The 18,776-nt window shown below is 62.7% G+C and carries 17 protein-coding genes; 12 read left to right on the forward strand and 5 right to left on the reverse strand.

Annotation, left to right across the window (positions count from 1 at the left end; all coding sequences use genetic code 11):
- Window positions 1-169 precede the first annotated feature (169 nt).
- The 3 genes from ppk2 to MHX61_RS04860 all read left to right on the forward strand — a co-directional run bounded on the left by ppk2 (window position 170) and on the right by MHX61_RS04860 (window position 4,233).
- Window positions 170-1,069 (forward strand): polyphosphate kinase 2, encoded by a 900-nt coding sequence (gene ppk2, locus MHX61_RS04850; RefSeq protein ID WP_023019951.1) that lies wholly within the window; start codon window positions 170-172, stop codon window positions 1,067-1,069.
- Window positions 1,070-1,345: 276 nt separating this feature from the next.
- Entirely contained in the window at window positions 1,346-2,494 is a 1,149-nt protein-coding gene (locus tag MHX61_RS04855) for an alpha/beta hydrolase (protein WP_239193240.1), read from the forward strand.
- Between the two features lie 104 nt (window positions 2,495-2,598).
- Window positions 2,599-4,233 (forward strand): metallophosphoesterase, encoded by a 1,635-nt coding sequence (locus tag MHX61_RS04860; protein WP_239193242.1) that lies wholly within the window; start codon window positions 2,599-2,601, stop codon window positions 4,231-4,233.
- 22 nt (window positions 4,234-4,255) lie between these two features.
- Here MHX61_RS04860 and MHX61_RS04865 read toward each other — a convergent pair whose 3' ends face one another.
- From MHX61_RS04865 to MHX61_RS04885, 5 genes are all read right to left on the reverse strand, one after another.
- On the reverse strand, window positions 4,256-8,179 hold the full coding sequence (locus MHX61_RS04865) for a Pls/PosA family non-ribosomal peptide synthetase (protein WP_239193244.1): 3,924 nt from the start codon (window positions 8,177-8,179) through the stop codon (window positions 4,256-4,258).
- Window positions 8,180-8,638 (reverse strand): MarR family winged helix-turn-helix transcriptional regulator, encoded by a 459-nt coding sequence (locus MHX61_RS04870; RefSeq protein ID WP_005325642.1) that lies wholly within the window; start codon window positions 8,636-8,638, stop codon window positions 8,180-8,182.
- 37 nt (window positions 8,639-8,675) lie between these two features.
- Window positions 8,676-8,972 carry a rhodanese-like domain-containing protein gene (locus tag MHX61_RS04875; protein WP_049377914.1) on the reverse strand — a complete coding sequence of 99 codons (297 nt, stop codon included), beginning with the start codon at window positions 8,970-8,972 and terminating at the stop codon, window positions 8,676-8,678.
- Window positions 8,973-9,025: 53 nt separating this feature from the next.
- Window positions 9,026-9,847, reverse strand: coding sequence for an endonuclease domain-containing protein (locus MHX61_RS04880; protein ID WP_239193246.1), 822 nt, complete (start codon window positions 9,845-9,847; stop codon window positions 9,026-9,028).
- A gap of 253 nt (window positions 9,848-10,100) precedes the next feature.
- On the reverse strand, window positions 10,101-10,574 hold the full coding sequence (locus MHX61_RS04885; RefSeq protein ID WP_005329894.1) for an inorganic diphosphatase: 474 nt from the start codon (window positions 10,572-10,574) through the stop codon (window positions 10,101-10,103).
- An 82-nt stretch (window positions 10,575-10,656) separates the two neighbouring features.
- Between MHX61_RS04885 and dacB the strand changes: the two genes are divergently transcribed.
- The 9 genes from dacB to MHX61_RS04930 are packed head-to-tail and all read left to right on the forward strand — an operon-like array spanning window position 10,657 to window position 18,776.
- Window positions 10,657-11,943, forward strand: a complete 1,287-nt coding sequence (gene dacB, locus MHX61_RS04890; protein WP_239193254.1) for a D-alanyl-D-alanine carboxypeptidase/D-alanyl-D-alanine-endopeptidase — start codon at window positions 10,657-10,659, stop codon at window positions 11,941-11,943.
- Window positions 11,933-12,883, forward strand: a complete 951-nt coding sequence (tilS, locus tag MHX61_RS04895; protein ID WP_239193256.1) for a tRNA lysidine(34) synthetase TilS — start codon at window positions 11,933-11,935, stop codon at window positions 12,881-12,883. Before dacB ends, tilS begins: the two co-directional genes overlap by 11 nt.
- A 12-nt stretch (window positions 12,884-12,895) precedes the next feature.
- Complete coding sequence (gene hpt, locus MHX61_RS04900) at window positions 12,896-13,483, forward strand: hypoxanthine phosphoribosyltransferase (RefSeq protein ID WP_200435727.1); 588 nt, start codon at window positions 12,896-12,898, stop codon at window positions 13,481-13,483.
- Between the two features lie 12 nt (window positions 13,484-13,495).
- On the forward strand, window positions 13,496-15,844 hold the full coding sequence (gene ftsH / locus MHX61_RS04905; RefSeq protein ID WP_239193258.1) for an ATP-dependent zinc metalloprotease FtsH: 2,349 nt from the start codon (window positions 13,496-13,498) through the stop codon (window positions 15,842-15,844).
- Complete coding sequence (folE, locus tag MHX61_RS04910; protein ID WP_005325658.1) at window positions 15,844-16,437, forward strand: GTP cyclohydrolase I FolE; 594 nt, start codon at window positions 15,844-15,846, stop codon at window positions 16,435-16,437. Before ftsH ends, folE begins: the two co-directional genes overlap by 1 nt.
- 37 nt (window positions 16,438-16,474) lie before the next feature.
- Complete coding sequence (gene folP / locus MHX61_RS04915; protein ID WP_204610942.1) at window positions 16,475-17,437, forward strand: dihydropteroate synthase; 963 nt, start codon at window positions 16,475-16,477, stop codon at window positions 17,435-17,437.
- A 3-nt stretch (window positions 17,438-17,440) separates the two neighbouring features.
- The gene (gene folB / locus MHX61_RS04920) at window positions 17,441-17,821 is read left to right on the forward strand and encodes a dihydroneopterin aldolase (RefSeq protein ID WP_204610943.1); all 381 of its coding nucleotides are present in this window, start codon (window positions 17,441-17,443) and stop codon (window positions 17,819-17,821) included.
- Window positions 17,821-18,306, forward strand: a complete 486-nt coding sequence (folK, locus tag MHX61_RS04925; RefSeq protein WP_204610944.1) for a 2-amino-4-hydroxy-6-hydroxymethyldihydropteridine diphosphokinase — start codon at window positions 17,821-17,823, stop codon at window positions 18,304-18,306. The genes folB and folK overlap by 1 nt, the downstream gene beginning before the upstream one ends.
- Window positions 18,303-18,776, forward strand: a complete 474-nt coding sequence (locus MHX61_RS04930; protein WP_005329908.1) for a DUF3180 domain-containing protein — start codon at window positions 18,303-18,305, stop codon at window positions 18,774-18,776. The genes folK and MHX61_RS04930 overlap by 4 nt, the downstream gene beginning before the upstream one ends.

Consider the following 18,776-nt stretch of genomic DNA (forward strand, 5'->3'; position numbering starts at 1 on the left):
ATTCCGATGGATTGAACACGAAACGCGCGGATATAAGCACCAAGACCTTATATCCGCCCGATTTACCCAACCTGAGCAGCAAGATCACTGTAACTCAGACACACTTTTTGCTACTTAACCCGCGAAAATTTAGCGCGCTTGATGTCCACATTCGGGTTACACTTAATGCATGGCTGATATTAAAGACGACGACCTTCCCGAGATCGACCTGGCAAAAACTGACGGCTACGTCGTCGATGGAACCGATGAGGATGATCCCTCGCTGATCATGCCGGATGGTTCCCCGGTTCAGACTTGGCGGGAAAATTACCCCTACGATGAGCGCATGACTCGTGATGAGTACGAGTCTGTCAAGCGTGCGCTACAGATTGAACTGTTGAAGTGGCAGAACTGGACCAAGGAAACTGGTCAACGCCACATTATTATCTTTGAAGGTCGCGATGCAGCCGGTAAGGGTGGCACTATCAAGCGCTTTAATGAGCACTTGAACCCGCGTGGTGCCCGTACTGTGGCCTTGGAAAAGCCCTCGCCGCGTGAATCTACCTCGTGGTATTTCCAGCGCTATATTGAGCATTTCCCGGCCGGTGGCGAGATTGTCTTCTTTGACCGCTCTTGGTACAACCGCTCCGGTGTGGAGCGCGTTATGGGCTTTTGTACCGAAAGTCAGCATGCGGAGTTCCTCCGTGAGGTGCCGATGCTGGAGAATATGATCCTCGGCTCGGGTATCTCCCTGACTAAGCTGTGGTTCTCGGTTACCCGTAAGGAGCAGCGCACCCGCTTCGCTATTCGCCAGATTGACCCGGTACGCCAGTGGAAGCTTTCGCCTATGGACTTGGCTTCGCTGGATAAGTGGGATGACTATACCCGTGCGAAAGAGGAGCAGTTCCGCTACACGGATACGGAAGAATCGCCGTGGATTACCATTAAGTCCAATGACAAAAAGCGTGCCCGTATTAACGCTATGCGCTACGTGCTGTCCAAGTTCGAGTACACCAATAAGGATCATGAGCTGGTGGGCGAGGTTGATGAGAATATCGTCAAGCGCGGTCGCGACCAGATTGGTGACTAGGTTGATTTAGATTAGCCGCAGCAGGGGCGGGAAACTCGGTAACTCCGAGTTTCCCGCCTTTTGTTTTAGGGGTACTAAAGGGGGGTAAATGCGGGCAATAAGTTTCGGGGGAATTGTTGATTTCTAAAAGGTGTTTTCCCTGCGGTTATGTTACGCAACCGTAGGTATTATTATTGAAAATTATTTGTGTCCTGGGTTGTCCGAAATTTAGCATCACTGTTATCTCAATCTCATCTTGCCAATCGATATGAGTTACAACACCTCAAGGAGATAGTGATGATGAAGAAGCACCTAACCGCTTACCTAACGGCAGCGGCAGTAGTGGCGGCACCAGTGACGGTATCTGGCACGCTTACGGCAGGAGCAGTCGCGCAGGAAGCCCCAGCGCCTGCGCCAGCGGCGGACCACAAGCCGGATGTGTTGGGACGCCCGACCGTCTCGGAGAAGCAGGTATCTGATGAAGAAGGCTACTTTGACAGCGCACACGGCCAAGGCATCAAGATTTACTACCGCACGCAAAAGGTGGCCAATCCGCGGGGAGCAGTGGTCTTGGCCCACGGCGTGTCTGAGCACTCGGGGCGTTACGATTACGTCGCTAAGCGGCTGCTGGATGCGGGCTACAACGTCTACCGCGTAGATCACCGCGGGCACGGCAAGTCCGCCGGCGGCAGCGTGCCACTGGGGCACATCGATAATTTCCAGTACATCTTGGATGATTTCGACCATGTGGTGGACATGGCGAAGGAGGAAAATCAGGGCGTTAAGACCTTCCTGCTGGGCCATTCGATGGGCTCGCTGACCGTAGAGGCCTATGGCATCCGTAACCCGGGCAACGTAGATGGCATCATCACCAATGGTGGTGGCGCCCCGCTGAACCTTTCGGGCAAGAATGTTGCGGGAAAGAACATCACGCCGGATGATATTTCTGAGACCCAAAAGAAACTGGATCCCACCATCTTTGAGCGCCTGCCGCTGGCCCAGCTCACCAGTTTCAATGCCCGCTACGCGCAGAACCTAATCCCGCATCGCACCGAAATTGGTGTGGACTCGCCGGAGTGGAGCAAGGGCATCGTGATGTCCAATCCGTTTACAGATGGCATCTCCACTAACCAAGCGGTGAAAGACGAGTATGCCTCGAGCCCGCTTATCGCACAAAAGACCAGTGCCGGCACCGCCTTGCAGCTGGCGGCAATTGCGAATTATGACGCCGTCAATGCAGACCTCTTCACCGCTCCGACGCTAATCATGCACGGCACCAAAGACGGCATCGTTCCGCCGTACTTCTCTCAGGATTGGTACAACTCCATTTCCTCCAAGGATGTGGAGTATGTGACCTGGGAGGGCCAGAAGCACGAGGTCTTTAATGAGCTGGCGGCCGACCAGGCCCTCGATACGGTCGTGGATTGGCTGGACCGTCACGCCTAGATAGCAAGGAACATAAGCCAGGACTCTTGGTAGGCATGTAGTGCTTGCCAAGAGTTTACGTATCTGTAACCGCCGCGTTGCCCAGGTCAGATAGAAATTGAGTTATGAAAAATAAACTCTATGCTTTCTCTTCTGTCCTGGCGCTTACTGGAGTCTTGGCTGCCCCTATGGCCGCGGCGCAGTCATCGCTGCCAGGTTCGTCCCTTGGTTCTTCATTGGGGTCATCATTCGGCTCTTCGCTTAGTTCTGCACCGGGCTCCTCCGCAGGAGACGATGCGCAGCCGGAGAAAGCCCCCGAGTCGCGGGTGCTGTGGCAGGAAAGCTTCGACGGGGTGGATACCCCGGCATGGTTTACCCACCGCGCGCCGGAGGGGTGGAAGACCGACGTGCACGGCGTGGACTCGGGCGAGGCCCGTTGGAAGGGATGGACTTTTGGCGATATGCGCCACTGGACCTGGGCATCTGGTACCGATATGCGCCATTATTTCACCCAGGCGCATGACACTTTCGCCATCATCGACAACAAGCAGCAGCGCCTAGCCGAAGGCGATTCCATGACCGCCAAGCTGGAAAGCCCGGCCATCCCGGTGGCGGGGCAGGAGCGGGTGAATGTGGAATTCGACCACCATTACCGCCAGGGCAAGGACGGGCAGAATGCCACGGTGACGGTCTCCTTCGATGGTGGGGAAGCACAGGAAATCGCCGCCTTTGATAAGGATGTCTTCTCCAAGCACGAGTCCATTGGCGTGGACGTGCCGGCCGGCGCTAAGAAAATGCAGGTCCGCTTCAGCTACAACAACGGCAATGATGACTGGTGGTGGGCGGTGGACAACGTGGGCGTCGTCAAGCCGCTCGGTGAGCTGCAAGGCTCGCCGCAAGCTACCGTGGACGTGCTTTCCGACGTCCAGGGCGACCCCCAAGACTACAAAGACGCCGTCCGCCAGTTGAACGGCATGGAGGAAAAGGCCGGGGCGCTGGTGCTCAACGGAGACCTCGTGGACGATGGCTCGCAGCAGCAGTGGGATGATTTCTTGGCCGCGCACAGCGAGGTGCCGCACGATTCGGGCAAGGAATTGTGGACCATCGGCAACCACGAAATGTATGGCAAGGAAGGCTCTAAGACCTACCTGGATCGCTTCCTCAAGTACTCCGGCCAGGTCAAGCCGTGGAAGGAAGAGGTGGTGGACGGGGTACCGCTCATTTCGGTGAATACCGAGTTTTATTCCGATATTCTGCGCCACGGCAAGGAGCCGTTCCAGCGCCTCAGCAAGGAGCAGCTCGACTGGCTGGATGAGCGCTTGGCGTATTGGGACGCCAAGGGCACACCAGCGCTGGTCTTTAGCCATCCGCTGCTGCCGCAGACGGTATCGATGTCCCATTCGGCGTGGTACCAGAATGACTTTGAGGACCTCGAGGCGCTTTCCAATGTGGTCAATAAGTACAACAACATCGTGTGGTTTAGCAGCCACAGCCATTCCTCGCTGCACCAAAATAACTGGTGGGGAACCCGCCGCTACGACGGCACCGGCGAGGCCGGCCGCACCGGTTTCCCGGTGGTCAACACCGGCGCCATCCTCAATGAGTATCTGCCGGATGGCGATAATGACGAGACAATAGTCAAGGAAAAGGAAGAGGCCTCCACCGGACTGCGGGTCAAGGTCTTTGCAGACCGCGTCCGGGTGGAGGCCTGGGACTTCAAGTCCGGCGAGATGATTAAATACCAGGACTTCGCGCGGTAGAGCGCAGGCTACGGCCGGCGGCCTAGCGCTTCCATGGCTCGATGGGGTTGCCCTGCCATACGGCGTTGGTGGGCACGCGGTCACCGCGCATAACCAGCGAGCCGGGGCCTACGGTGGAGGCCGTGCCGATGAGCGAGGCCGGCAGCGCCACCGAGTGGGCGGCCAGCGTGGAGCCGTCCTGGATGGTGACGGTATCTAGGCTCATCACGCGGTCCTGGAAAAGGTGGGTTTGTACCACGGTGCCAGGGCCCACGGTGGCGGCCTCACCGACGCGGATGAGGTCCGTTTCCGGGAACCAGTAGGAATCGATCCACGCGCCGCGGCCGATCTCCACGCCGAGGGCGCGCAGCCCCAGGTTGATCTCGCCGGAGCCGTAGGTGTGCTGGAAGAACCACGGCGCGGCGACGACCTCTACGAAGGTATCCTGCAGCTCATTGAGCCAGACAAAAGCGGACCACAGTGGGTGGTCGGCCGCGCGGTGCTTGCCCACGCAGATCCACTTCACCGCGACGGTGACGGCCATGGCCACCGCACCCATGCCCATGAGCACGAGGCCGGAGAGGAGCCAGGTGAGGGGGAAGCCGAGGGCGTCGAGAAGCGAGTCGTAGACGCTAAGGGTCGCCGCGAGCAGCATGGCAGAAAACATCGGTGCCAAAAGGCGCATGGTTTCCACCACGCCGCGGGCGGCCTTGACGGCAATGCCCGGGTTATAGGTCAGCGCCTCGCCCGAGTTGGCGGGGGAGTCCACCTCTACGGTCACGCGGCGCATGCGCTCTGGCGGTGCACCCCACCAGTTGGCGCCGGCCTTTGTCTTCTTCGGGGTAGAAGAAAGCACGGCAACCAGCGAGTTCTTGGATAGCTTGCGGCCGGGTGCGGTGATGCCGGAGTTGCCCACGAAGGAGCGCTTGCCCACCTTGGTCTCGCCGGTGCGCATCCAGCCGCCGCCGAGCTCGTAGCCGCCGATCATGGTGTCATCGGCCAGGAAGGCGCCCTCTTTGACCTCGGTAAGCTTGGGGATCATGACCGCGGTGGAGATTTCCACGTTGGCGCCAATCTCCGCGCCGAGCGAGCGCAGCCACGCTGGGGTCAGCTGGGAGGCATAGAGCGGGAAGAGCTTGGTACGAGCCTCGTCCATGAGGCGCTCGATGGCCCACAGGCGCCAGCCCTTGGCCGAGCGCACGGGTGCTACGCCCGGGCTAATGCCCAGCGAGAGAATGCGCACGCCCAGCCAGGTCTGCAGCATATAGGTGGCAAAGGCCGCCAGCGCGCCAACGGGCGCGAAGAAGATCGCACCGACAAAGCTATCGCCGCCCGTGGAATGCACGAGGGCCAAGACGATGGCCGCGCCTACCGCCAGCGCTACAACCGGTTGGATGGCCAGCAGGACGGAGGTGGCGTCATAAATGGCCACCCACCACGGCCGGCGCTTGGGCGTATGGGATGGGAAGCGGTGCTTGGAGCGACCCACCTTTTGGGCAGGCGAGCCGGACCAACGCTGGCTGTCCTTGATCTTCTTGCGGCCGGTAACGGTGGAACCGGCCTCCACGTGGGCATACTTGCCCACCACGGTGCCAGGCAGCAGCGTGGAGCGCGCGCCCACGCGAGCGCCTTCCTTGACGTCGATGGCACCCACATGCAGGATATCGCCGTCCAGCCAGTAGCCGGAGAGGTCCACCTCAGGCTCGATGGCGGCGTGTTTGCCCAAGGTGAGCAGACCGGTCACCGGCGGCAGGGAGTGCAGGTCCACGCCGCGCTTGACCTTGACGCCGAGCGCGCGGGCGTAGTTATTCACGCGCGTGGCACCGGCCAGGGAGCTCGCGCCGGAGGCATTAGCCCAGCGCTCGGCCGCCCAGATGCGCAGGTGCGTCGAACCGCCGCGCGGGTAATCGCCCGGCTTAATTCCGGCCGTAATAAGACGCGCACCGTAGCCGCCAATGGGGATGCGGCCGACGGGGGTGACAAAGACGATGAGCATAGCGATGACCAGCCACCACGGATAGGCCGCGGCCCACTCAAAGCCCAGCGATGCCGCCACGGTGGAACCCAGCATGAGCCAGGCCAGCCAGCTGGAGGCGGCCAGTGTCATGACGGGAATCTGAATCAGGGTCTGGGCGAGGCGGGTGCCGAAGCCGACCTTGGCGACCTCGCGCATGGGGGCATCGGCAGCCGCGGGGCGCGGTTCGGCTCCTGCAATGAGCTCGGCCAGCGAGCCCAAGCGCGGGTGGTCGTAGAGGTCGCGCACGGCCACGGTGGGGTAGCGCTCCCTGATATGGCCCACGAGGGTCGCGGCCGCCAACGAGGTGCCGCCGAGCGAGAAAAAGTCGGCGTTCTCGTCTTCCACGGACACGCCGAGCGTTTCGACCCACAGCTCCGCGAGCCACTTCTCGGTCTCGGTCAGCGTGGTCGATTCCACGCCCACTCCCGGCAGCGGCCACGGAAGGGCCTTCTTATCTACCTTGCCGGAGGTACGCACCGGCAGTTCTTCCATGACGCAGATGCGCGGGACGAGTGCGGCCGGCATGGTTTCGGCCAAGCGGGCGTGCGCGGCCTCGTGATCGAAGCCCTTGGCCTCATCCTCGAGGGAAACGTAGCCCACCAAGACGGACTCGCCGCCCGGGGTCTTCTGCACGGCCACGGCCGAGTTATAGACGTTATCCAGGGCCGCAACGTTGGCTTCGACCTCACCGAGCTCAATGCGGCGCCCGCCAATTTTCACCTGGTCATCCACGCGGCCGACAAAGTACAGCCCGTCCTCCTCCAGGCGCACATGGTCACCGGTGCGATACGCACGCTGCCAGTCCATCGACTCCAGCGGGGCGTACTTCTCCGCATCCTTGGCCGGATCCAGGTAGGACGCGAGTCCCACGCCGCCGATCACCAGCTCGCCGACGCCGCCCATTTCCACAGGCATGCCCTGCTTATCGACGACCACCAGGTCCCAACCATTCAACGGCAGCCCAATGGACACCGGCCGGCCCGGCAGCATCTGCTGCGCACAGGCGACGACCGTGGCCTCGGTGGGGCCGTAGGTATTCCACATTTCGCGGTCCTCGGTGGCCAGGCGGTCCACCAACTCCTGCGAGCAGGCTTCGCCGCCGACGATGAGCAGGCGGATATTATCCAGCGCCTCGGCCGGCCACAGGCCCGCCAAGGTAGGCACGGTGGACACGACGGTGATATCGCGGCGGATGAGCCACGGGCCCAAGTCCATGCCGGAGCGCACCAGAGATCGCGGCGCCGGGACCAAGCAGCCACCGTGGCCCCAGGCCAGCCACATTTCCTCGCAGGAGGCATCGAAGGCGACGGACAGCCCGGCGAGCACACGATCCTCCGGGCCGAGCGGCCCGTGCGGGTGATTGACCAAAAAGAGGCTGGCCTCGGCATCCACGAAGGCAGCCGCGGAACGGTGGCTCACGGCCACGCCCTTCGGCTTGCCGGTAGAACCGGAGGTGAAGATGATCCACGCGGTGTCTTCGGGGCGCGGGGCATTGCGTTTCTCGGCCGGCTCTTCGGCAGAGGTGTCCGGGGCGTCTGGGCGCGCGGAATCGCGCAGGAAGCGGAAGCCTTCATCGGTAAAGACGCCATCGATATCGGCCTCGCCGAAGACCATCTCGGCGCGCTCGTCTGGGTCATCGGCGTCGACAGGCACGTAGGCCGCGCCCGCCGCCAGGGTCGCCAAAATGGCGAGGTAGAGCTCGCGCTTGCCGGAGGTCATCCGAATGCCGATGCGATCGCCCCGGCGCACACCATTGGCGTGCAGCTCGGTGGCCCACAGCTCGACTTCGTGGATGAGCTCGGAGTAGGTGATGATTTCGCCGTCGTCCAGCGCGGCGGCGTCTGGGTGCATCTCCGCGGTAGTGGTGATGATGTCCCACAGCGTGCGCGGCCGCGGCGCCGCGCTACCTAGAAGGTACTGCTGCGGGACGAACGATTCGGGGCCCGCCATTTATGCCTCGTCCTCGTCCGCGGCAATGATGGACTTGGCCAACTTTCGCAGGTGCTTGAGCTGCTTATTGGTGGACTCATCCAAGGCCTCGTCCTCGGCAGTGGCAACAAGCTCCGCCAGGTCCTTGTGGACCTTCGCGCCCTTCTTGGTGGACGCGACGATCTGGCGGCGGCGATCCTTTGGATCGCGCTCGCGCTTGGCCCAGCCGCGGTCCTCGAGGGCGTCGATAAGACGCACCATGTCAGAGGCATCAATGGCCAGGGTCTCGGAGAGGTAGGACTGCGACGCGGCATCCGCGTCCACCAGGCAGGTAAGGACCCAGTACTCGCGCAGCGTCGTCTGCTTGGTCTGCAGGGCGGCCTCGACGCCATCGCGGGTGCGGCGGCGGAGGCGCTCCAGCTGGAACGACGGGGATTCGAGCAGGGCAGTTGGGATTACAGAATTATTCGTGGAAGCCATACCATCATAATAATCCCAAAAGATTGGTTAAAGCCAATTAATCCGTCTCGATGGGAAGCCCGGCAGCCTTCCAGTTATCCGTGCCGCCATCGACGTTGATGGTGTCCCAGCCCAGCGCATGCTCCAGATACTGGCAGACCTGCATGCTGCGGCCGCCCGCGTGGCAGATGACGTAAATATCCTTGTCCGGGTCGATTTCCTGGATGCGACCCGTAATCTCACTCATCGGGATATGGGTCGCGCCCTTTGCGCGCTCTACCGCCCACTCATCATTCTCGCGGACATCAATGAGCTGAGCGCCTTCTGGTACTTCAGTTGGTTGAACGTTTTTCATGCCTCATACCCTAGTCACGCATAGGGCCTTGTGCTGCTCCGCGTGCCCCAGTGCTAGCGCTGGAACCGCCAGTAGTGGTGCCACTGCCACGGTGGCTGCACAATGTCGCCTTTTCCATGGATTATCGCGAGGACTTGGCTAACAGCTGTGTCGAGGTGGTGCTCGATTGTGGCGGCGGTGAAGTGGAGGGGTTTGTAGCCTCTGTGGACGGCGTCGTTAAGCTTTTGGCGGTCAATTTCGAACCGCTGCCGGTTCTCGCCCTGGTGGTAGGCGTAGCCGTCGACCTCGATGGCCAGATTGTGCTCCTCCAAGAGTAAATCCCAGCGGTAAGGGCCAATGTATCTGTTGTTGTGCACGGTGACATGGGGCCGAAGCGCGCGGGTGAGGCTGCGTTCGGGGACGCTATCAGCGCCGAGGATGGTGTTTTCCATCACGCGCCGGGTGTGCTGCGGGAAGCGCTGAAAATCAAGCATGTGGCCCTCCATTTGGGAGGCGCCGTACTGGCCGGCAAAGCATGCCTCGAGGAAGGCGACGGCGTCTTCCTCCGCCATGATTTCTGTGGCCTGCAGCGGATTGCACACGTTAATGCCATTGAGCTGGCCCAGCGCCTTCGGCTGGGCGCGGCGGCTGCGGAAGTACGGGCTGGTGGCCATCGTTCCCGCGCGCAGGAAATGAAGTGGGAAACCTAAAGCGCGGCCGAGGTAGTGGTGGGCGCACGAGTAGCCGTCGAGCGCCGAATCGGGCCAGCGGTGGGAGACGATTTCCGCGAGTTCGCGCGGCGAGGGCTTCCTATCCGTGTAGAGGCCGTGGCAGATTTTCACGGCTTGGTTGTTGATAGCGCGGTTCGCGGCCCTGCGCGTGGTGAAGATTCTCATGCGCCCACCCCTAGGCGTTCATTTCGATCAATTAGGTCCCCCGAGGCCGGCGGTTTCGGCCTGCTATGTGATCGAATTGTACTGCGGGGTCGGGATGGTGTCGCGGGGAGGGCCTTGCGGGTGCGAAGAAGGGCAAAAAAGGGGCGAAATGGGACAAAAAAGGGGCGTTTCGATCAAATACGGCCTTGAAAACCGCCGCTTTCGCGGTGCTATTTGATCGAAACGCCCTAAGGGCAGCCCGGAGCAGGAAGGCTTACTTGAAGCGAGCCTTTGCCTCGTCGAGGATCTTCTCTGCCTCGGCCTTGTCGCCCCAGCCGGAGCCGGTGACTTCCTTGTTCGGCTCCAGGTCCTTGTAGTGGACGAAGAAGTGCTCGATTTCGTCCTTGATATGCTGCTCCACATCGTTGATGTCCTGGTAGCGCTCCCAGCGCGGGTCATCGATGACGGCGAGCAGCTTGTCGTCGCCGCCGGCCTCGTCGGTCATCTTGAAGACGCCGACGATGCGGGCCTCAACAACAACGCCCGGGAAGACCGGTTCCGGCAGGATGACCAGGGCGTCAAGCGGGTCGCCGTCCTCGCCCAGGGTGTGGTCGATGAAGCCGTAGTCAGCCGGGTAAGCCATCGGGGTGAACAGGTAACGGTCGAGGTAGACCTTGCCGGACTCGTGGTCAACCTCGTACTTGTTGCGGGAGCCCTTCGGGATTTCAATGGTTACTTCAACGCTCACAGCGATGTCCTCCATGGGGGATTGGGTATCAATTACTGCCCATAGTCTAGCGCGTTGCGGATTCGCGCTAGGGTTAAAGGCAATGAAAGCAAAGCATGTTTGGTGGTCAGCGACCGCGCTCGTGGTAGCGGCAGCGGTCGGAGGTACGGCTGCGCTGGGTGTTACCCTCCAGCGCGAATACGGCGATCTCTCGCACGGGGAGGCGCAGGCGGTCGAGGCCCCTAAGGAGCCGTTGAGCGCAGCAGAGCCGGGCGAGGCGAACCTGGATGCGCTGAGCGCGAAGCTGGATGAGCTCGCTAAGAATAAGGACCTTGCCACCTTTGGCGGCGAGGTGATCGATACCGAAACCGGCGACGTGGTGTGGCAGCGCGACGCGGATAAGCAGCTCACCCCGGCCTCGTCCACGAAGGTCCTCACCACTGCGGCAGCGACGTTGGCGCTGGATGAGAATGAGAGAATCACCACCAAGGTCTACCGTGGGTCGAACGAAAAGAACGTGGTCATCAAGGCCGCGGGCGATGTGTGGATGACACACGAACAGCTCGATGTTTTGGCCGAGCAGATTTCGAAAAACGTCGAGCAGGTCGATGGCGTCTACATCGATACCTCCGTGTGGTCCGGCGAGGCGCAGGCCCCGGGGTGGGATCCGGAAAACGTGGATGGCGGCTTCGTCGCGCCGATGGAACCGGCCATGCTTTACGGCGGTCGCCTGGGCGCGACGACGGGGGATGTGCCGAGGAGTCATGAGCCGGCTTTGGATGTGGCTAAGCAGCTAGGCGATCGCCTCGGCGCGGGCAAGGTAGGCATGGGCTCTGTGGCGGAAAACGCGCAGGAGGTGGCAAGCGTGGATTCGCCGCCGCTCGCGGACCGCGCCCGAGAAATGGTGCGCCATTCCGATAATGTCATGGCCGAGGCCATTGCGCGTGAGCTGGCGATGTCCCGTGGCAAGGAAGCCAGTTTTGAAGGCGATACGCAGGCCACGCTCGAGGTGCTGCGGGAGCAGGGATTCGACGTCGAGGGCGTGGATATTAAGGACAATTCCGGGCTCTCGGTGGACAATCGGCTCACGGCCGGGCTGTTGACGCAGCTCATTAATGGTGCGGTCAAGGATCCGCGCCTGCGCCCGCTGGTGTCCTACCTGCCGGTGGCCGGCGGCGATGGCACCCTGTATGAGCGTTATGGCGATTCCGCGGCCAAGGGCTACGTGCGCGCCAAGACCGGCACGCTGACTGGGGTCTCGGCCTTGGCCGGCACCGCGCAGGGCAATTCCGGGCGCGTGTACGCCTTTGCCTTCCTTGTTAATGACGGCGATATCTTGGCCGCCCGCAAGGCACAAGACGCGTTGGCTTCTGCACTGCATGAGTTCTAATAAGCCCTTTTGGCCGCGGGTTTCGCCGCACTTTCTGGCGTGTCGGCGCGGCGTGCGCGCCGCAGGCCTTGACCACGCAGTGGCGGTGGGGCTGTCCGGGGGCGCGGATTCGCTGGCTCTCATGGCGGCGCTCGTGGCGGAGGGGCACGACGTGCTCGCGCTGTGCGTGGACCACGGGTTGCAGGACGGCTCGCGGGCGCAGGCCCAGCGCGCGGCCGAACAGGCGCGAACGCTGGGCGCGCGGGCGCTGGTGCTCAGCGTTGAGGCGGGCGCTGCAGCGGGGGCGGAGTCGATGGAGGCGGCCGCGCGGGCGGCGCGGTATCGGGCACTGGCCGCCGCGTGCGCGGGCGAAGGTCTAGAGGTTGCCGTGGCGCATACGGCCGATGACCAGGCGGAGACGCTGCTGCTCGGCGCGCTGCGCGGGCGGGTGACCGGCATGAGCGAGCGCAGCGAGGTGGAAGGCGCCCGTGTGGTGCGGCCGTTGTTGGGCGTGCGCCGGGCCGATACCGAGGGCGCCTGCACAGAGCTGGGCCTTTCCGCGTGGCAGGATCCGCAGAACGCGGACACGAATTTCCGCCGCGTAGCGCTGCGCCGTGAGGTCATTCCGCAGTTGAGCCGCATCATCGGAGGGGACGCGGTGCCAGCGCTGGCGCAAGCAGCAGGCGACGCCGCGCTTGACGACGCCGCCCTGCGCACCCCACCCACCACCGACTGCGCCGAGCTGGCGGCGATGGCGGAGCCCCGGCGCCGGCGGGCGATCGCGGCGTGGCTGGTCAGCGAGGGGGTAGAGGTAACAAGGAGGGGAGTGGGGGACGTCGGCAAGCTGTGCACCCACTGGCACGGGCAAGGCCCGGTGGCCGTGCGATCGGCGCGGCAGGTGGGGCAGAGGTTGGAAGTAGCCCGTATAGGTGGCAAACTGGCACTATTGTCCGGTCATTAAAGGAGCGCACACGTGCACGACAAGAAAGACTTCGCCGTTCCCGCAAACCGCTACGGTGACGATGTAGAAGCAATCCTCATTGGAGAAGAGGAACTGCAAAACCGCGTCCAAGAACTCGCGGATATGGTCTCGGAAAAGTATGCCGACTCTGAGCAAGACCTCCTGTTGGTCTGTGTGCTCAAAGGCGCCGCATTCTTCCTCACGGACTTTGCGCGCAAGCTATCCATCCCCTCCGAGCTGGAGTTTATGGCCGTATCCTCCTACGGTGCCTCCACTTCTTCTTCCGGCGTGGTGCGCATTTTGAAGGACTTGGACCGCGATATCGCAGGGCGCAACGTGCTCATCGTGGAAGACATCATCGATTCGGGCCTCACCCTGTCGTGGCTTATCCGCAACCTGGAAGGCCGCAACCCTGCCTCGCTGAATGTGGTCACCCTGCTGCGCAAGCCGGAGGTAGTCAAGGCCGATATTGACCTGCTGGATGTGGGCTTTGATATCCCGAATGAATTCGTCATCGGCTACGGGCTGGACTTTGCGGAACGCTACCGCGATCTGCCTTACGTGGGCACCCTCCACCCTGATGTCTATACCACCAACTAAAATCGCGCAGTAATGAAAAACAACAAGATTCTTCGCTACGGCGGGATTGCGGCCCTCATCCTTATCGCGCTGTACGCTTTTACCTTCTTTAGCAACGACGCCCGCGGCTACGTGCAAGCGGATACCTCCGTTGCGCTGACCCAGCTCAAAGACAAAAACGTCGATGAGGTGGAAATCGATGACCGCGAGCAGCGCCTGCGCATCAAGCTCAAGGACGAAATCACGGTAGACGAGCGCGACGGCGTGCAGGAGATCGTGGCCAAGTACCCGGCCCGCGCCTCCGAGCAGGTCTTTAACGCCGTCAAGGATTCCGGTGCCGAAAAGTACCAGACCAATGTCACGCAGGAATCCTTCTTGGGCTCTATGCTCAGCATGCTGCTGCCGATGATCATCCTCTTCGGCGTGCTCTTCTGGCTCATGTCCCGCATGCAGCAGGGCGCTGGTGGCATGTTTGGCATCGGCGGTTCCAAGGCCAAGGAACTGACCAAGGATATGCCGACCAATACCTTCGAGGACGTGGCCGGCGCGGACGAGGCCGTGGACGAGCTGCAGGAGATCAAGGACTTCCTGGATGACCCCACCCGCTACCACGACCTAGGCGCCAAGATCCCGCGCGGCGTGCTGCTTTATGGCCCTCCGGGTACCGGTAAGACCTTGCTTGCCCGCGCCGTGGCTGGCGAGGCCGGCGTGCCGTTTTATTCCATCTCCGGTTCTGACTTTGTGGAGATGTTCGTTGGCGTGGGTGCCTCCCGCGTGCGCGACCTGTTCAAGCAGGCGAAGGAAAATAGCCCCTGCATTATCTTCGTGGACGAGATCGACGCCGTGGGCCGCCAGCGCGGTTCCGGTACCGGCGGCGGCCACGATGAGCGCGAGCAGACCCTCAACCAGCTCCTGGTAGAAATGGATGGCTTTGGTGACCGCGAAGGCGTAATCCTCATCGCCGCCACCAACCGCCCGGACATCCTGGATCCGGCGCTGCTGCGCCCGGGCCGCTTCGACCGCCAGATTCCGGTCACCAACCCGGACTTGGCCGGCCGCGAGCAGATCCTGCGCGTGCACGCGAAGAATAAGCCGCTGGCAGAAGAGGTTGACGTAGCGCAGCTGGCCAAGCGCACCGCCGGCATGTCTGGTGCGGACCTGGCCAACGTGCTCAACGAGGCCGCATTGCTGACCGCCCGCATCGGCGGCAACGTCATCACCTACGACGCTTTGGAAGAGGCCACCGACCGCGTGGTGGGCGGCCCGCGCCGTCAGGGCAAGATCATCTCCGAGCACGAGAAGAAGGTCACCGCTTACCACGAGGGCGGACACACTCTTTCTGCGTGGGCACTCAAGGATATTGAGCGCGTGTACAAGGTCACCATCCTGGCCCGCGGCCGCACCGGCGGCCACGCCATGACCTCCCAGGAAGACGACAAGGGCATGTACACCCGTGACGAGCTCTTCTCCCGTTTGGTCTTTGCCATGGGCGGCCGCGCGGCCGAGGAACTGGTCTTCGGTGCGCCGACTACCGGTGCGTCTTCCGATATTGAAAACGCCACCAAGATCGCTCGTTCTATGCTCACCGAGTACGGCTTCTCCCCAGACCTGGGCACCGTAAAGTACGGCAAGGAACAGGGCGATCCCTTCAGCCAGATGGGTGGCGGCGGCTCCATCGATTACTCCGATGAGGTTGCCTCCAAGATTGATGAGCAGATGCGCTACCTGCTCGAGCGCGCGCACGAGCAGGCCTATGACATTCTGCGCAATAACCGTTACTACCTGGATAAGCTGGCCGAGGCCCTACTGGAGAAGGAAACCCTGCGCCGCCCTGACCTGGAGCGCATCTTCGACGGCATCGAGCCGCGTGAGGCCTTCGACGTCTTCCCAGGTGAAGACGACCGCTTCCCGCGCCAGATTGGCTACGCCCCAGTGAAGACCCCGGTCGAGCTAGCGAAGGAGCGCGGCGAGGAGCTGCCTAAGCGCATGACGCTTCTCGATGCCTCCCGGGCCGCCCGCGAGCGCCGCCTCGCCGGCGAAGAGCCGAAGGGCGAGGTGGGCTTCAACTTTGGTCAGCACGCAGGCGATTACGTCGATCCGGACACCGCCCGCGAGCTGGGCAGCGGACCCGCTAAGGAATCCGCGGAGTCCACGCCGGCCCAGCCTGACCAGCAGGCTCGCGACGGCCAGTCTGCCCCGGCTTCCGAGCCAACCGCCCGTCCGGCCGCACGCCCCGCTACCGGTGGTGGAAAGCACCACAAGCCGGATGCCGGCGCGAATGCCGATGCCGAGACCAGCCAGTGGTTTACCCCTGGCTGGGATGAAAAGGATCGCCGCAAGAACCCCTATGCGCGCGAGGACGACAAGCAAGAAGATAACTAATGCCTGATAATCACATTCCCGCTCGCGCCGCCTTTGACCAAGACCGAGCGGAGGCAGCGGTGCGTGAGCTGCTCCTTGCGGTAGGGGAGGACCCTGACCGCGAGGGCTTGCGCGAAACCCCTGCCCGCGTGGCCCGCGCCTACCGCGAGGTCTTCGCCGGACTGCACGAGGACCCAACCGAGGTCCTGCACAAGACCTTCGCCGAGGACCACCAAGAACTGGTTCTGGTGCGCGATATCCCTATTTATTCCACCTGCGAGCACCACCTAGTGCCGTTCTACGGCGTGGCGCATATCGGCTACATCCCGGGCAAGGACGGCCACGTCACCGGTTTGAGCAAGCTTGCTCGCCTCGCGGATATGTACGCTAAGCGCCCCCAGGTCCAGGAGCGCCTCACCCAGCAGGTAGCGGACGCCTTGGTGGAGGTCCTCGGTGCGCAGTCCGTCATCGTGGTCATTGAGTGCGAGCACCTGTGCATGGCCATGCGCGGCATTCGCAAGCCGGGTGCGACGACGACCACCTCCGCGGTGCGCGGCGGCTTCAAAAATAATGCCGCCTCCCGCGCCGAGGTGCTCAGCCTGATTCGCAGCTAAGTCCCCCGGTTACCACGAAAGCGAGAAGGAGCACGCCATGCAGCAGGCAACCTCGGTATCGGATCTGAGCATCGCCAACCGCACGCTGGTGATGGGCATCGTCAACGTCACGGAGGATTCCTTCTCCGATGGCGGTAAGTGGTTGGACGTCGATGCTGCCATCAACCACGCCCGCGAACTCGTGGCGCAGGGCGCGGACATGATTGACGTCGGCGGTGAGTCCACCCGGCCGGGTGCGGTGCGGGTAGAAGCGGACGTCGAAAAGCGTCGCGTGGTTCCCGTCATTAAGGCGCTGAGTGAGCTGGGCATCCGCACCTCCGTGGATACGATGCGCGCCTCGGTGGCCCGTGCGGCCGCAGCGGCCGGCGTGGACATGATTAATGACGTCTCCGGTGGCCTGGCTGATCCGGAGATGTATCGCGCGATGGCAGAGGCCGGCGTACCCGTGTGCCTGATGCACTGGCGCACGCTGCAGGAAGGCGCCTTTGGTTCCGCGGCCGGTAGCGCCGACCACGGCGGCGATGTGGTGCGCGATGTGCATGAGACCCTCGAGCGCCTGGCGAATAACGCGCTGGCGGCCGGCGTGCGCCGCGATAATATCGTGCTCGATCCGGGCTTAGGCTTCGCCAAAACCCCGCAGGATAACTGGGCGCTGCTCAAGGCCCTGCCGGAGTTCCTCGACGCCGAATTCCCCATGCTGGTAGGAGCCTCGCGTAAGCGCTTCCTCGCCGCCATCCGGGAGGACCGTGGCGTGGAGTCCAGCCCGCTGCTGGCCGATCCCGCGACTGCGGCCGTGACCGCCATCTCCGCCCAGATGGGCGCGTGGGGCGTGCGCGTGCACGAGGTCGCCGTCTCCCGCGACGCCGTCGATGTGGCCGCGGCTTGGAACGCCGGCGATGGCTACAAGGGTGGGGCCAATGCCAGCGGCAGCTATAGCAACGGCGCCGATGGCAATGGCACCATGAAATCCACCGCCCTACCGCGCAACCCTGAGGAGTAAAACATGGCAGACCGCATCGAGCTCACCGGCCTAGAATGCTTTGGCTACCACGGCGTCTTCGAAAAAGAAAAGCGCACCGGCCAGCCTTTCATCGTGGATATCACCTGCTGGTCCGAGTTCGCCGAGGCCGCCGCCACCGATGATCTGACCAAGACCATCAATTACGCCGAGCTTGCCGACGTCGCCGCGAAAATCATCGAAGGCCCCGCCCGCGACCTCATCGAGACCGTCGCCAGCGAGGTGGCCGATACCATCATGGCCACCTTCGAGGGCCTGCATGCCGTGGAGGTCACCCTGCACAAGCCGCAGGCGCCGATTCCGCGCACTTTTGCCGACGTCGCCGTGGTCGCCCGCCGCTCCCGCAAGCACGCGAGGACCCTCTAATGCGTGCGGTGCTGTCTATCGGCTCCAATATGGATGACCGCGTGGAGCTTTTGCGCACGGTATTCGACGAGTTCGCCGGCGAGATCGTCGCCGCCTCGCCCGTCTATGCCACCCCGCCGTGGGGCGTGACGGACCAAGACGAATTCCTCAACGCGGTGCTCATCGTGGACGTCGAGGAGACTCCGAAAGAACTGCTGCGCCGCGGGCAGAAGCTCGAAGAGGCCGCCGAGCGCGTCCGCGTGCGCCACTGGGGACCGCGCACACTGGACGTGGATATCGTCGATATTGAAGGTTATACCTCCGACGACCCAGAGCTTATCGTCCCGCATCCTTATGCCCGCGAGCGCGCCTTCGTGCTGATTCCGTGGTTGGCGGCCGATGCTGGTGCTAGGTTGAGTGGGGAGGGCGTCGCCAAGCGGGTAGCAGCACTCGACCCGCAAGAGCGCGCCGATATTCGCCGGCTGGGCATGATGGAGGAGCTATGACACGGACCTCGCTGGGTGCCCTCATCGGCACCGGGGTCTTTTTCGCCGCCGCGGCGGCCATCCTCACCACGCGCTTTTATGGCTCCATGCTGCAAATCCCGGTAACGGTCTCGGCCACGCTGTGGCTCATGGCCGTCATCTGTGTGGCGCTGACCTGGAAGGTGGATCAAGCCACCGAGGACGAGCATGGCATTGGCCTGGATAATTCGCAGCTCAACCCCATGACCATCACGCAGTTCATGCTGGTAGGAAAGGCCTCGGCATGGACGGGTTCCATCGTGGGTGGCATATATGCCGGCATTGCCGTCTACGTCATTCCTAACGCCGGTACGCTCACTGCGGCCTCCGATGACCTCGTGGGCGTCATTGCCTCTGCGCTCGGTGGCCTCGCGATGGCCGCCGCTGGCCTGCGGCTAGAGCGACACTGCGAGACCCCGCCCCCACCAGATGGGGTACAAGCGGTACATTAG

The organism is Corynebacterium sp. ACRPF, from assembly GCF_022347395.1.
In the GTDB taxonomy this organism is placed as follows: Bacteria; Actinomycetota; Actinomycetes; order Mycobacteriales; family Mycobacteriaceae; genus Corynebacterium; species Corynebacterium tuberculostearicum_D.